Source organism: Afipia massiliensis (assembly GCF_014203115.1).
Lineage (GTDB): Bacteria > Pseudomonadota > Alphaproteobacteria > Rhizobiales > Xanthobacteraceae > Afipia > Afipia massiliensis.
Genome location: NZ_JACHIJ010000001.1, coordinates 65773 through 79989, shown reverse-complemented (window position 1 = coordinate 79989; position 14217 = coordinate 65773). Strand labels below are relative to the sequence as shown.

10 protein-coding genes are annotated in these 14217 nt (G+C 62.6%); 6 read left to right on the top strand and 4 right to left on the bottom strand.

Going from position 1 to position 14217, the window contains the following annotated elements:
* Positions 1-28 precede the first annotated feature (28 nt).
* Entirely contained in the window at positions 29-1519 is a 1491-nt protein-coding gene (locus HNQ36_RS00315) for a glycoside hydrolase family 17 protein (RefSeq protein ID WP_184082743.1), read from the top strand.
* Here the strand turns inward: HNQ36_RS00315 and HNQ36_RS00310 are convergent.
* Both HNQ36_RS00310 and HNQ36_RS00305 read right to left on the bottom strand, forming a co-directional pair.
* The gene (locus HNQ36_RS00310) at positions 1479-1859 is read right to left on the bottom strand and encodes a hypothetical protein (protein WP_184081998.1); all 381 of its coding nucleotides are present in this window, start codon (positions 1857-1859) and stop codon (positions 1479-1481) included. The genes HNQ36_RS00315 and HNQ36_RS00310 overlap by 41 nt on opposite strands.
* 58 nt (positions 1860-1917) lie before the next feature.
* Positions 1918-3027 carry a hypothetical protein gene (locus tag HNQ36_RS00305; RefSeq protein WP_184081997.1) on the bottom strand — a complete coding sequence of 370 codons (1110 nt, stop codon included), beginning with the start codon at positions 3025-3027 and terminating at the stop codon, positions 1918-1920.
* A 162-nt stretch (positions 3028-3189) separates the two neighbouring features.
* Here HNQ36_RS00305 and glmU point away from each other — a divergent pair, with 162 nt between their 5' ends.
* The 3 genes from glmU (at position 3190) to HNQ36_RS00290 (ending at position 7403) form a co-directional block, all read left to right on the top strand.
* Positions 3190-4551: a bifunctional UDP-N-acetylglucosamine diphosphorylase/glucosamine-1-phosphate N-acetyltransferase GlmU gene (gene glmU, locus HNQ36_RS00300; RefSeq protein ID WP_184081996.1), complete on the top strand. Its 1362-nt coding sequence runs from the start codon at positions 3190-3192 to the stop codon at positions 4549-4551.
* 132 nt (positions 4552-4683) lie between these two features.
* A complete protein-coding gene (gene glmS / locus HNQ36_RS00295) occupies positions 4684-6510 on the top strand; it encodes a glutamine--fructose-6-phosphate transaminase (isomerizing) (RefSeq protein ID WP_184081995.1) in 1827 nt (608 codons plus the stop codon).
* A 122-nt stretch (positions 6511-6632) separates the two neighbouring features.
* A complete protein-coding gene (locus HNQ36_RS00290) occupies positions 6633-7403 on the top strand; it encodes a DUF502 domain-containing protein (protein ID WP_184081994.1) in 771 nt (256 codons plus the stop codon).
* Between the two features lie 141 nt (positions 7404-7544).
* On the opposite strand, the gene HNQ36_RS26040 is transcribed toward HNQ36_RS00290, so the two are convergent.
* Entirely contained in the window at positions 7545-7832 is a 288-nt protein-coding gene (locus tag HNQ36_RS26040) for a GIY-YIG nuclease family protein (RefSeq protein WP_184082742.1), read from the bottom strand.
* Between the two features lie 167 nt (positions 7833-7999).
* Entirely contained in the window at positions 8000-10108 is a 2109-nt protein-coding gene (gene recG, locus HNQ36_RS00280) for an ATP-dependent DNA helicase RecG (protein ID WP_184081993.1), read from the bottom strand.
* 144 nt (positions 10109-10252) lie between these two features.
* Between recG and HNQ36_RS00275 the strand changes: the two genes are divergently transcribed.
* Both HNQ36_RS00275 and mfd read left to right on the top strand, forming a co-directional pair.
* Complete coding sequence (locus HNQ36_RS00275; RefSeq protein WP_184081992.1) at positions 10253-10543, top strand: FAD assembly factor SdhE; 291 nt, start codon at positions 10253-10255, stop codon at positions 10541-10543.
* Positions 10540-14055 (top strand): transcription-repair coupling factor, encoded by a 3516-nt coding sequence (gene mfd, locus HNQ36_RS00270; RefSeq protein ID WP_184081991.1) that lies wholly within the window; start codon positions 10540-10542, stop codon positions 14053-14055. Before HNQ36_RS00275 ends, mfd begins: the two co-directional genes overlap by 4 nt.
* The last annotated feature ends 162 nt before the right edge of the window (positions 14056-14217 follow it).

The window sequence follows — 14217 nt, the reverse complement described above, 5'->3', positions numbered from 1 at the left end:
AATCGACCCCGCAGCGAAGCTGGAATGCGTGTCTTACGCGCCGTTCCGGGGAGGGCAAAACCCGCTCGAACCGGGACTGGTCATCGCGCCGGAGCAGATAGCGGAAGACCTCGCACAGCTCGCCAAAGTCACCGGCTGCGTCCGCACCTATTCGGTTGGCAATGGTCTCGAACGGATTCCGGAGCTTGCTGAAAACGCCGGCCTCAAGGTGATGCTCGGTGTTTGGATCGGAACCAACCGCGTCGATAACCGGACGCAGATGGAAACCGGCATCGCGCTCGCCAAGAAGTACCCCGGTGTGGTCAGTGCGGTCATCGTCGGTAACGAGGTGCTGTTGCGGGGTGAGATGACCGCAGCCGACCTGGTGGCAAACATCCGCTACGTGAAATCGAAAGCCGGCGTTCCGGTAACGTATGCCGACGTCTGGGAATTCTGGTTGAAGAACCGTGACGTCTATGACGCGGTCGACTTCGTCACGATTCACATTCTGCCGTATTGGGAGGATCACCCGATCCGCGCGCGGCATGCTGCAAGCCACGTCGATTCGATTCGTAAGCGAATGGCGGTCGCATTTCCCAACAAGGAAATCCTGATCGGCGAAACCGGCTGGCCGAGTGCAGGGCGCATGCGCGAAGGCGCGTTGCCCTCGCGGGCCAATCAGGCGCGGGTGGTGTCCGAGATCCTTCAACTGGCCCGTCAGGAGAAGTTCCGGGTCAACCTGATCGAAGCCTACGATCAGCCCTGGAAACGCATGTGGGAAGGGACTGTCGGCGGCCATTGGGGCCTGTTTGATGCCGGTGGTACGCGCGACCTGAAATATCCGGCGGGTGAGCCGATCACCAACTTCCCGCGCGCGAAGGTCTATGCCGCTGCCGGCATGATCTTCTCGGTGCTCGTCTTTGGCGTTGCGCTGCTGACGCTGCGCCGCAGGCCGTGGTCGCCGCATTTGAGTTCATGGATGACGGTTGGAATCTCCGCCACCGCTGGCGGCGCGCTTCTCGGCGTGGCGTTCGACAAGTTGATTGTCGAAAGCCTTGGGGTGGGCGGCTGGACCGTCGGCATCCTGCTGTTCGGCGCCGCCGTGCTGTCGCCATTGGTCGTGGCCAACACCGTGATGTATGGCCGCAGCCTTCCGACCTTTCTTGAGCTGCTCGGTCCGCGCGATTATCGCACCACCTCACGCATGCAGACCATTCTCGGGCTCGTGCTGCTCGTCACGACCGTGATCGCGACGCAGACCGCGCTCGGCTTCGTGTTCGATCCGCGCTACCGCGATTTCCAGTTTGCCGCTCTCACCATGGCCGTCGTGCCGTTCCTGCTTCTGACGGCGCTGAACCGGCCCGCGTCGGGCAAGCGCCCGATCGCGGAGTCGATCTTCGCCGGCGCGCTTGCGCTCTCGGCGATCTATATCGGCTTCAATGAGGGACCGGCCAATTGGCAGTCGCTCTGGACGTGTGGATTGTATCTGCTGCTGGCGCTTACGCTGTCGCGGGCGCGGGTCGCGCAAACCCCAGAATAAGCAGCCCGATCGCCACGCCCGACAGGCCGATATTGTAGAGCACGATTCCAAAACACGCGGCGATCAGCCCGATGGTCAGGGTGACGATCGATGGCCGGATCACGTGCAGCAGCGCGACAACCAGGGCTGTTATTCCAAACACGTAGTTTTTGAACAGGTAGGTCATCGTCAGCCGTGTCTTGCACAGCATGGTCTGCAAACCGGCGTCGCATTCGAGGCGAACCTGTGCGAACTCGATGGCCAGATAACGCAGATAGAGGGCGTATCCGATGGTGAGAAACCCCACGACCAGAATCCATTGCACCTGATAGGGGGTCAGTCTGAACGGCTCTTTTTTCATGCGCCGAATATGGTTCGGATCGAATGACGATACAACCCGGACTGCAAAAGTTTGGGCGTTATCTGTTGCCGAAAAATGAGCTGAATGACGACGTTTTGGGTCGTTCTTCGACGACCGGCTCGCTGCGCTGTTTGCTCCGCCGCTTCGCGCGGTGAACCGGGGCTTCTGGCTTCTTTGCCTCCGGCTGTTTTCCGCTGATCATGCTGAGGCGTTGGCCTTCATATACGGACGTCTCGCAAGGACGGTTGCTCTCGGTCAGGAATCCAGCGCACAGCTTCGCGGCTTCTGCCGCGTCCGACAGCGGCCCGGCAACCAGCCGCAACTGCATCCCCAGTCCGTCGTGACGTTCCTTCACCACGATAATGGGCTGCAATGATGCAAGCTGTTGCGAATAAGCTTTAAGCGCGCCGCGCCAGACGGCGCGGAGACCTTCGATCGACTTGGCGCCGCCGAGATCCACGCCGAATTCTGTCTTGCGAACGATACTCGCCGATGGCGCTTCACTAGTGACCGGTTCGGATGGCGGGATAGCAGCCGTGACCGTCGGCGCAGGATCGGCGGGTAGAGGTTCGGCTTTCTGCTCGGCTGGTTTTGCAGGACCAGGAGCCGCTGTCGCGACCGGCGCAATCTTGGGAGGTGGTGCTACCGGTTCGGCTTTCGCCTCGACGGGTTTGACCGGCCCAATCAGGTCGGCGGCTTCAGCAGATGCGGCCGTGGGGACCAGCGCGGGCGCTGTTGCTGCAGGCGTCGCCTGCGGAATAGCCGGCAGCGTAGCTGCCGCTGGGCGCGCCAGCGCACCCGTTACCGAGTCCAGTCCCTGTTCAAGTATGGTTACGCGCGTGTACAGGCGATCGCGGTCGCCATTGAGTGTTTCGACCGCTGCCGCAAGTTCCCGCGCCTTGTTCTGGCTTTCCTTGGCGATCCACTGGACCTGCTGCGACTGCCGCGCGATTTCCGCGGATGCCAATTGATCGCGGTTCATCGCGGCCGGAGATCGCGTCGCGAGAATGGCAATGATCAGCGCTCCGACCGAGCCGACGCCCCACGACGCCAGCCGCCACATCGACCGCCTGTCGAATTCGTCCTCTTCCGCGAGAAACCGATTGATCCAGCCGGCGCCGTCGTCGTCCGTCAGATCATCGCGGAATTGGTGGCTGTCCTTGGTCATAGCGCAGGCGTGGCCCTCCCGTGTCCCGGCGAATCATTGTGTAAAGATTAACAGGAAGCCGGGGTCCGCGCGCGCAGGAGAGCGTCCAAAACGCTTTTGTCCCTCGGCACTCTCGGGTAAGACGTCGCCGGCGCGCTTCTGCGTGTGGTACAGGGAAAACGTATGTCGGGCAGAACAACCCTCACGATCGTACTTGCCGCCGGCGAGGGTACCCGCATGCGCTCCAGTCTGCCCAAGGTGCTGCATCCCGTTGCGAGCCGATCATTGATTGCCCATGTGCTGGCGGCTGCGCCCGGCGGAAAGAGTGACGCGCTTGCGGTGGTGGTCGGCCCTGATCATCAGGCGGTGATCGACGAAATCAGGCGCGCGCGGCCCGAGGCCAAAACCTTCGTGCAGCGCGAGCGCCTCGGAACAGCCCATGCGGTGCTGGCGGCGCGCGAAGCGATTGCAGCCGGCGCGGACGATGTTCTCATTGCGTTCGGCGATACGCCGCTGATTGATGCCACCACGTTCGAACGAATGCGCGCTGCGTTGAAGGATGGTGCGGCGCTGGCGGTACTCGGATTTCGTGCCGCCGATCCGACAGGTTACGGACGGTTGCTGGAAGACAAAGGACAGCTTGCTGCGATCCGCGAACATGCCGATGCCAGTGAAACCGAGCGGGCCGTCACGCTTTGCAATGCTGGCGTCATGGCGTTTGCAGGTAAAACAGCGCTGAAAATCCTTGATGCTATCGGCAATGGCAACAGCAAGGGCGAGTACTATCTAACTGATGCGGTGGCGATCGTGCGCGAGCTTGGCTTGCGGGCAGTCGTGATCGAAACCAGTGAGGACGAAGTGCGCGGAATCAACACCAAGGCCCAGCTCGCCGAAGCCGAACAGGTGATGCAGCGCAAGCTGCGCCAGGCCGCGCTTGACGCGGGCGTGACGCTGATCGCGCCGGAAACGGTTTTCCTCGCTGCGGACACCACGTTCGGCAAGGACGTCACCATCGAGCCGTTCGTCGTCATTGGCCCGGGCGTTGCGATTGAAGACGGCGCGGTGATCCATTCGTTCTCGAACATCGTCGGCGCGCGCATCGGCAAGAACGCGTCCATCGGTCCTTATGCGCGGCTGCGGCCGGGCACCGTGCTGGGCGAGGGCGTCCGCATCGGCAACTTCGTTGAGACCAAGGCTGCCGATCTGGAAGCCGGCGTGAAGGTCAATCACCTGACCTACATCGGCGATACTCATATCGGCGAGAACGCCAACATCGGCGCCGGCACCATCACCTGCAACTACGACGGCTTCGACAAGCACCGGACCGAGATCGGTGCGGGGGCTTTTGTCGGCTCCAATTCGTCGTTGGTAGCGCCGGTCAAGATCGGCGCTGGCGCCTTTATCGGATCGGGCTCGGTCATCACCCGTGACGTGCCGGACGATTCGCTGGCGGTTGAACGCAGCCAGCAGACCGTCCGCGAGGGGTGGGTAAAGCGCTTCCGCGAGATGAAAATGCTCAATCGGAAGCCCAAAAGTCAAAAGTAAGACGCGGCCTGTTACCGCGCTGATTTCGTTAACGGTTTACTCTGTCTCAATCCGCAACAATTGTTGAGGCAGGATTGTGTTATTCCTCGGTACATAAGGCCGCATTGGGGCGGGCTGGAGACATCGAACCGCATGTGCGGAATTGTAGGAATTCTCGGACGGGGTCCGGTTGCCGAGCAACTGGTCGACTCGCTCAAGCGTCTTGAGTATCGCGGATATGACTCCGCAGGCGTCGCCACGCTCGAAGGCGTGCTGCTCGATCGCCGCCGCGCCAAGGGCAAGCTGAAAAATCTCGAAGCCGTGCTGAAGTCCTCGCCGCTCGGCGGGCACATCGGCATCGGTCACACGCGCTGGGCCACGCACGGCAAGCCGACGGAAAACAACGCGCATCCGCATGCGACCGACAACGTCGCCGTCGTCCATAACGGCATCATCGAAAATTTCCGCGACCTGCGCACGCAGCTCGAAGCGCAGGGCGCGACGTTTTCCAGCGAGACCGACACCGAGGTCGTCGCGCACCTCGTCAACTCGTATCTCGCCAAAGGCCTGTCGCCTGCTGACGCAGTGAAGGCGACGCTGCCGCAACTGCACGGCGCGTTCGCACTCGCCTTCATCTTCAAGGGCGAGGAAAATCTGATGATCGGCGCCCGCAAGGGCTCGCCGCTCGCGGTCGGCTATGGCGACGGCGAGATGTATCTCGGCTCCGACGCCATCGCGCTAGGGCCTTTCACCGACACCATCAGCTATCTCGATGACGGCGACTGGGTCGTTCTCTCCCGCGCCGATGCGACGGTGTACGACGACAAGAACGCCGTGGTCGAACGCGAGATCGTCAAGCACAACACCGCGACGTCGCTGGTCGATAAGGCGAACTACCGCCACTTCATGGCGAAGGAAATTCACGAGCAGCCCGAAGTCGTCGGTCACACGCTGGCGCATTACGTGGACATGGCCACCGAGAAGGTGGCGATGCCGGTCAAGCTGCCCTTCGATTTCAAAGACATTCAGCGCCTGTCGATCACGGCCTGCGGTACCGCGAGCTATGCGGGCTTCGTAGCAAAATACTGGTTCGAGCGGCTGGCGCGGCTGCCGGTCGAACTCGATGTCGCCTCCGAGTTTCGTTATCGCGAAGCTCCGTTGCGCAAGGGCGACCTCGCCATCTTCATTTCGCAGTCCGGTGAAACCGCCGATACGCTGGCGGCGCTGCGCTATGCCAAGTCGCAGGGGCTGCACACCATCTCCGTGGTCAACGTGCCGACCTCGACCATCGCGCGCGAAAGCGAGACCGCGCTGCCGACGCTGGCCGGGCCTGAAATCGGCGTTGCCTCGACCAAGGCCTTCACATGCCAGCTTGCAGTATTGGCAGCGATCGCCATCGCGGCGGGCAGGGCGCGGGGCGAACTCTCCGAGACCGACGAGACGAAACTCGTGCACGGCCTCATCGAAGTGCCGCGCCTGATGACGGAAGCGCTCGCGCTCGAGCCGCAGATCGAGAAGCTCGCTCGCGACATCGCCAAGAGCCAGGACGTGCTTTATCTCGGCCGCGGCACCAACTATCCGCTGGCGCTGGAGGGCGCGCTGAAGCTGAAGGAAATCTCCTACATCCATGCCGAAGGCTATGCGGCCGGCGAACTCAAGCATGGCCCGATCGCACTGATCGACGAGAAGATGCCTGTGGTCGTGATCGCGCCTTACGATCGCGTGTTCGAGAAAACGGTCTCGAACATGCAGGAGGTCGCGGCGCGCGGCGGCAGGATCATTCTGATGACCGACGCGCAGGGCGCCAGGGAAGCCACCGTCGACTCGCTGGTGACGATCATCCTGCCGGACATGCCGGCTACGGTGACGCCGCTGGTCTATGCGATCCCGGTGCAGTTGCTCGCCTATCACACGGCGGTGGTGATGGGCACCGACGTCGACCAGCCCCGGAACCTCGCCAAATCTGTGACCGTTGAATAAGCCGCAGGCAGACAAACGGTCGCAGCGCGGGCGGTTCGCGCCCTGAAAAGTCTGATACAGTGGTGTCGTAATAATTTGCGATGTTGTTCTGACATTTCGCTTGAGGATGGTTCGGTTCTGCGATGAATGAGACCACGCCCAATATGATCCCGGGAGGTGTCCCGCCCGTGCCGCCGCCGGAAGCACCGCGCGGTGCGATGGCGCGGCTGCGTCGCTATTTTCTCACCGGCCTGATCATTGCAGGGCCCATAGCGATTACGATCTACCTGATCTGGTGGTTCGTGACGTGGGTCGACGGGATCGTGCGGCCGTTCGTGCCGGTCGTCTATCGTCCCGAGACCTATCTGCCGTTCGGCCTGCCGGGCTACGGCCTGATCGTCGCGTTCCTTGCGCTGACCTTTCTCGGATTCCTCGCCGCCAATCTGATCGGGCGAACGCTGGTTGAATTCGGCGAGAGCCTGCTCGGCCGCATGCCGGTGGTGCGCGCGATCTATCGCGGCCTCAAGCAGGTGTTCGAGACGCTGTTCTCCGGCAACGGCTCGAGCTTCCGCAAGGTCGGTCTCGTCGAGTTTCCGTCACCGGGAATGTGGTCGATCGTGCTGATCTCCCAGCCGCCGAGTGTTGAGATTGGTACGAAGCTTCCGCAGAACGAAGAGTTCATCTCGGTGTTTCTGCCATGCGCGCCGAACCCGACCACCGGCTTCTTCTTCTATGTTCCGAAGTCCAAGCTTATCGAAGTCGATATGAGCACCGACGCCGCCGCGACATTGATCATGTCGGCGGGCGTTGTGCAGCCGGGCAGCGACGCGCAGAAGAAGGTCAACGCGCTCGCCGAGATGGCCAACGCTGCGCGTGTCGCGACGGCGTCGCAGACGCCTGCGAAGGTGGATTGAGGGCGCAGGCTCGGTCGAACAGGGCCGCTCGCTCACTTCGTCATTGCGAGGAGCGCTTGCGACGAAGCAATCCAGTTCTTGCTTGTGGCTGATAATTTTTCTGGATTGCTTCGCTTGCCGTGATGGGGACAGCGCCGCAACTCACATCAGCGACTCGTAGAGATCGATCCAGTCCGGATTGGTGCTTTCTATGAGCAGAAGCTTCTTCGCTCGGCTTCCGGCCTTGATTTGCTTCTCGCGTGTTATTGCTTCAAGCATTGTTTCATGAGGCTCATACCAGACCAGAAGCTTACAGCCGTATTTTGTTGTGAATCCCTTCAGCAGGCCTTCGCGATGTTCAAAGGCTCGTCGGGGCAAGTCGGCAGTCACACCCGTGTAGAGTGTCCCATTGCGTTCGCTGGCGACGATGTAAGCACAGGGCTGTTTCACATATCTGAGACTGTCATTGTTGCACGAACTGTCAACGGCGTCATTGCGAGCGAAGCGAAGCAATCCAGAAGGACTCTCAAGGCGTTTGGTCGGCGAAGACTGGATTGCTTCGTCGCAAGTGCTCCTCGCAATGACGGTTGTTGAGCTATCCGTGCACAAGCTCAAACTCACCCCGCGCCGATCAGCGGCAGGGCCTCGTCCCGCTCATACAGATAAAGCAGGCAGCGCAGCGCTTCGCCGCGCTCACCCTTGAGCTTCGGATTGTCCTGCATGATCCGCACGGCCTCGTCGCGTGCCTGCGCAATGAGTTGGGCGTGCACCTCGGGCCGCGCGATACGGTAGCCGGGCAGGCCGCTCTGGCGGGTGCCGAGCACTTCGCCTTCGCCGCGCAGGCGCAGGTCTTCCTCTGCGATACGAAAGCCGTCGGTGGTTTCGCGGATCACCTTGAGGCGTGCTGCGGACATCTCCGTGAGCGGCTCATGATAGAGCAGCAGGCATGTCGAGGCCTCGGAGCCGCGGCCGATGCGCCCGCGCAGCTGATGCAACTGCGCAAGGCCAAAGCGCTCGGCATTCTCGATCACCATGATGGAGGCGGCGGGAACATCGACGCCGACCTCCACAACGGTCGTCGCCACCAGCACCTGAATCTCGCCGGCGGCGAACTGCGCCATGACGCGATCCTTCTCGGTGCCTTTCATCTGGCCGTGAACGAGGCCGACACGATCGCCGAACCGCTTCTGCAAAATCTCGAAGCGTTTCGTCGCGTTGGTAAGGTGTTCGATGCCTTCCGCTTCGGATTCTTCCACTAGCGGACAGATCCAGTAGACCAGCTTGCCGTCCTTGATGGCGCGTCCGACGGCGTCGATGATCTCTCCCGTGCGGCTGTCGGCCACCGCGCGGGTATCGATCGGCTGACGGCCCGCGGGCTTCTCGCGCAACTCCGAAATATCCATGTCACCGAAATATGTGAGCACCAGTGTGCGCGGGATTGGCGTGGCGCTCAGCACCAGCACATCGACGGCGTCGCCTTTCTCGGTCAGCGCCAGACGCTCGCGCACGCCGAAGCGGTGCTGCTCGTCGACCACGGCAAGCGCCAGCGCCTTGAAGATCACGTCGTCCTGGATCAGCGCATGGGTGCCGACCAGAAGATCGATCTCGCCGTCTGCGAGCCGCGTGATGATCTCGCGGCGCTCCTTGCCCTTTTCGCGTCCGGTGAGAATGGCGACGCGTAGTCCGGCGCGCTCCGCCAGCGGCGCGATGGTCTTGATGTGCTGGCGTGCGAGAATTTCCGTTGGGGCCATCAGTGCGGCCTGCTTGCCGGTCTCCGCGACCGCGGCTGCGGCGAGCAGCGCCACGACGGTCTTGCCTGAGCCAACATCGCCTTGCAGCAGGCGCAACATGCGGATCGGCTGATTGAGATCGCTGGCGATGGCTTTCGCCGCCTCCTGCTGCGAATTAGTGAGCGCATAGGGCAGCGCGTCGATGATCTTGTGCCGCAGGTGCCCGTCGCCGGCATTGCGCACACCGGCGGGACGGCGCAACTGCGCGCGCACCAGCGCCAGCGCGAGTTGTCCGGCCAGCAGTTCGTCGAACGCAAGCCGCGACCAGTACGGATTCTGCGGCAGGATGTCGGTGAGTTCGATCGGCTCGTGAACCCGGTGCAGGGCCTCTGCGATGGGCGGGAATGAACAGCGGCGCAACACTTCGGGGCTGATCCATTCGGGCAACGGCGGGAGCTTCTGCAGCGCCTGCGCCATCGCGCGGCGGATCGATCCGATGGCGAGACCTTCGGTCAGCGGATAGACCGTGTCGATCTGAGGCAGCTTGGCGAGGCCTTCCTCGTCCACCACGCGGTCGGGATGCACGATCTGCAGCGTGCCGTCGAACATCTGCGCTGTACCGGAGACGAAACGCTTCTCGCCCTTCGGCAGGAGCTTCTCGATGTACTCCGGCTTGGCGCGGAAATAGGTCAGCAGCACGTCGCCGGTCTCGTCGCTGGCATAGACGAGGTGGGGCGCGCGCGAGCGGCCGGGAGGCGCAGGCCGGTGACGGTCGATGGTCACTTCCAGCGTCACCACGGTTCCGGGAACGGCCTCGCGGATGGTCGGGCGCGCGCGGCGGTCGATCACATTGGTCGGCAGATGCAGCAGCAGATCGACCAGACGCGGCGTCTCGCTGCGATCGAGCAGATAGCGAAACAGCTTGTCCTGCTTCGGCCCGACGCCGGACAGGCTCGTGACGGGCGCGAACAGCGGATTTAGCAGGGATGGGCGCATTCAGGTCGACTCAAAATGGAGACTTGCCGCTGCTTTTGCATATCCCGAATGCAAGGCCAGAGAAATGCTGACATCGGCAGTCATGATGGCTATATCAGCCTTCCCGGCACGTCCGGGCTTTTTGCGTTGGAGAAAGCGACGGACATGACAGGTACGACACGGTCGAGCGATGGCCTCGACGACAGACGCAAGCGCCTGCTGTTCCGCTGCTGGCACCGCGGCACCCGCGAGATGGATCTGATCCTCGGGGGCTTTGCCGACGCGAGGATCGGCGATCTCAGCGATGCGGATGTCGCTGAACTCGAAAACTTGCTCGAACTGCCGGACCCGGATCTCTATGCAGCGTTCAGTGGCGGCAAGCCGCTCGACGGCGAACATGCCAACGGCATTTTCGTTCGCATCAAGCTGTTCGTTGACGAGGTTCAGCGCCGATGAAATCGCCGGTCAAGTCTCCGGCCCAGCTGCTTCGCCCCGGCCACGCGCTGACGCTGTCGAACGTCGCCGACGGCGCGGAGGCGCTGGTCGTCTCGGACATGGCACGCGCGGTCGCGGCCAAGCCGAACCCGCCTGCCATCAGCCTCGCCGTGGTTTGCCGCGACGGGCCGCGCATGGCGCAGCTTGCGCGCGCACTGGAGTTTTTCGCGCCGGATTTGCCGGTGATGCAGTTCCCGGCATGGGACTGCCAGCCTTACGACCGCGTGTCTCCCCATGGCGGCATTCTGGCGCAGCGCCTGACCACGCTGGCGAAACTGTCGCGCCTTCAGGGCAGCGAGAAACCGCTGATCGTGCTGACCACGGTCAACGCCATCGTTCAGCGCGTGCCCGCGCGAGATGTGGTGGCGGCGCAGGCGCTGTCGGTCGCGCCCGGCCATCGCGTGGCGATGGACAACATCGCGGCGTGGCTCGAGCACAACGGCTACAACCGCACCTCGACCGTGCGCGAGCCGGGTGAATACGCGGTACGCGGCGGTATCCTCGATCTGTATCCGGCGGGACTCGACCAGCCGGTCAGGTTCGATTTCTTCGGCGATACGCTGGAATCGATCCGCACTTTTGACGCGGAATCCCAGCGCACGCTGCACGACATGCGCGGGCTCGATCTCGTGCCGGTGTCGGAATTCCAGCTTGTGACGGAGACCATCAAGCGTTTCCGCATGGGCTATGTCGCGACGTTCGGCGCGCCGGACCGCGACGACATGCTGTATGAAGCCGTGAGCGAAGGCCGCCGTCATCCCGGCATGGAGCATTGGTTGCCGCTGTTTCAGGAGCGGATGGACACGCTGTTCGATTATCTCGGCGCCGCACCCATCGTGATGGAGCCGCTGGCCGAGGATGCCGCGCGCGAACGCTTCACCCAGATCAACGACTACTACGAAGCGCGGCGCGAGGTGATGGACACCCCGGGTGGCGGCGCGATCTACAAGCCGCTGCCGCCGGACCGGCTGTATCTCACCGAGGCCGAATGGGGCTCGCAGCTTTCCGACAGTTCGCTGGCGCGGCTGACACCGTTTGCCCTGCCTGAGGGCGAGGGCGTCGTCGATATCGATGCGCGGCAGGGACGCGACTTCGCGCCCGAGCGTGGAGACACCAAGGTCAACGTGTTCGAAGGCGTGGTGGCGCATATCAACGGCCTGCAGGCCGCGCGCAAGAAAGTCGTCGTCGCGCTGTGGTCCGAGGGCTCGCGCGACCGTATGGCGAGCATGCTCAAGGATCACAAGCTGCTCAACACCACCAGCGTCAATTCGTGGCGCGCGGTGCAGGCGACGCCGCGTAACGAAACCATGCTTGCGGTGATCGGCCTCGAATCCGGCTTCGAGACCGAAAACATCGCACTGATCACCGAGCAGGACATTCTCGGCGACCGTCTTGTGCGTCCGCGCAAGGCGACCCGCAAGCTCGAGAACTTCATCTCGGAAGTCACCAGTCTCGCCACCGGCGATCTGGTGGTGCATGTCGAGCACGGCATCGGGCGCTTCGTGGGCTTGCAGACTTTGCAGGTCGGCGGCGCGCCGCACGACTGTCTTGAACTGCACTACGCCAATGAGACCAAGCTGTTTCTCCCCGTCGAGAATATCGAACTGCTGTCGCGCTATGGCTCCGACCAGAGCAATGTCGAACTCGATCGATTGGGTGGCGGCGGATGGCAGGCGCGCAAGGCCAAGCTCAAGAACCGTATCCGCGAGATCGCGGGCGACCTCATCAAGATCGCCGCCGAGCGGCACGTCCACGTCGCGCCGAAGTTTCCGGTGCACCAGGGCACCTACGACGAGTTCTGCGCGCGCTTTCCCTATGAGGAAACCGAGGACCAGCTCGGCGCGATCAACTCGGCGCTGCATGACCTCGACGCTGGACGTCCGATGGACCGGCTGGTGTGCGGTGACGTCGGCTTTGGAAAAACGGAAGTTGCGCTGCGCGCGGCGTTCGCCGTGGCGCTGGACGGCAAGCAGGTCGCGGTCGTGGTGCCGACCACGCTGCTGGCGCGGCAGCACACCAAGACCTTCACCGAGCGCTTCAAGGGTTTCCCGGTGAACGTGGCGCAGGCCTCGCGCCTGGTTGCGCCCAAGCAGATGACCCAGGTCAAGAAAGACCTCGCGGACGGCAAGGTCGACATCATCGTCGGCACCCACGCGCTGCTTGGCAAGAGCATCAAATTCAAGGACCTCGGCCTTCTGATCGTGGACGAGGAGCAGCACTTCGGCGTATCCCATAAGGAGCGGCTAAAGCAGCTGCGCGCGGAAGTTCACGTGCTGACGCTCTCCGCAACGCCGATCCCGCGTACGCTGCAACTCGCCCTGACGGGTGTGCGAGAACTGTCGATCATCGCATCGCCGCCGGTCGATCGCCTTGCGGTGCGCACGTTTATCGCTCCGCACGATCCATTGATGATCCGCGAGGCGCTGCTGCGTGAGCGGTATCGCGGCGGTCAGGCGTTCTATGTGTGCCCGCGCATCGAGTATCTCGCAGAGGCCAAAGATTTTCTCGACAAGCACGTGCCCGAGATGAAGGTCGCGGTGGCGCATGGCCAGATGCCACCGACCGTGATCGAGGACATCATGTCCGCGTTCTACGACGGCAAGTACGACGTGCTGCTATCGACCACGATTGTCGAATCTGGATTGGACATTCCGTCCGCGAACACGCTGATCGTGCATCGCGCCGACATGTTCGGCCTTGCACAGCTTTATCAGTTGCGTGGCCGTGTCGGCCGCTCGAAGCTGCGCGCCTATGCGTTGTTCACGCTGCCGGCGCAGCAGAAAATCACCGCGCAGGCCGAACGCCGCCTGAAGGTGCTGCAGTCGCTGGAAAACCTCGGCGCGGGATTTCAGTTGGCCTCACACGATCTCGACATTCGCGGCGCGGGCAATCTGCTCGGCGAAGAACAGTCCGGCCACATCAAGGAAGTCGGCTTCGAGCTTTATCAGTCGATGCTGGAAGAGGCGATCCTGTCGCTCAAGGCCGGCATCTCCGAGCCGGTCGCGGATCGCTGGTCGCCGCAGATCACGCTCGGTATGCCCGTGCTCATTCCGGAAGACTACGTGCAAGATCTCTCGATCCGGCTGTCGCTGTATCGCCGCCTCGCAGATCTCGACACCGACGACGAGATCGAGAACTTCGGCGCGGAGTTGCGCGACCGTTTCGGTCCGTTGCCGGATGAGGTGCGCTACCTGTTCCAGATCGCAGCGATCAAGTCGTATTGCCGCCGCGCCAACATCGAGAAGGTCGACGCCGGGCCGAAGGGCGCGGTCATCACGTTCCGCGACAACTCGTTCGCGCAGCCGGAGAAGCTGGTTTATTTCATCCGCCAGCACGGGCAGGCCGCGAAGGTGCGCCCGGACATGAAGGTGGTGTTCTTCCAGGAATGGAAAACGCCGGAGGAACGCGTCGAAGGTACGACCACGATCCTGCGCGATCTCGCCAATCTGGCAGAGGGCAAGAAAGCGGCGTGATCTGTCATTCCGCTCATTCCCGCGAACGCGGGAATCCAGTTTTCACGCTCTCGAAATCAGTTCTGGGTCCCCGCTTTCGCGGGGACGAGCGGATTATGCAAGCCGTCATTGCGAGTGAAGCGAAGCAATCCAGAAGGCTAGCAAGAGCTAGATTGCTTCGTC

What these genes read in the sequence shown, in the direction of transcription:
- HNQ36_RS00275 (WP_184081992.1), top strand. Translation starts at nt 10,253, where the DNA reads ATGACAGGTACGACACGGTCGAGCGATGGCCTCGACGACAGACGCAAG.
- mfd (WP_184081991.1), top strand. Translation starts at nt 10,540, where the DNA reads ATGAAATCGCCGGTCAAGTCTCCGGCCCAGCTGCTTCGCCCCGGCCAC.
- glmS (WP_184081995.1), top strand. Translation starts at nt 4,684, where the DNA reads ATGTGCGGAATTGTAGGAATTCTCGGACGGGGTCCGGTTGCCGAGCAA.
- HNQ36_RS00290 (WP_184081994.1), top strand. Translation starts at nt 6,633, where the DNA reads ATGAATGAGACCACGCCCAATATGATCCCGGGAGGTGTCCCGCCCGTG.
- HNQ36_RS00305 (WP_184081997.1), bottom strand. Translation starts at nt 3,027, where the DNA reads ATGACCAAGGACAGCCACCAATTCCGCGATGATCTGACGGACGACGAC.
- glmU (WP_184081996.1), top strand. Translation starts at nt 3,190, where the DNA reads ATGTCGGGCAGAACAACCCTCACGATCGTACTTGCCGCCGGCGAGGGT.
- recG (WP_184081993.1), bottom strand. Translation starts at nt 10,108, where the DNA reads ATGCGCCCATCCCTGCTAAATCCGCTGTTCGCGCCCGTCACGAGCCTG.
- HNQ36_RS00310 (WP_184081998.1), bottom strand. Translation starts at nt 1,859, where the DNA reads ATGAAAAAAGAGCCGTTCAGACTGACCCCCTATCAGGTGCAATGGATT.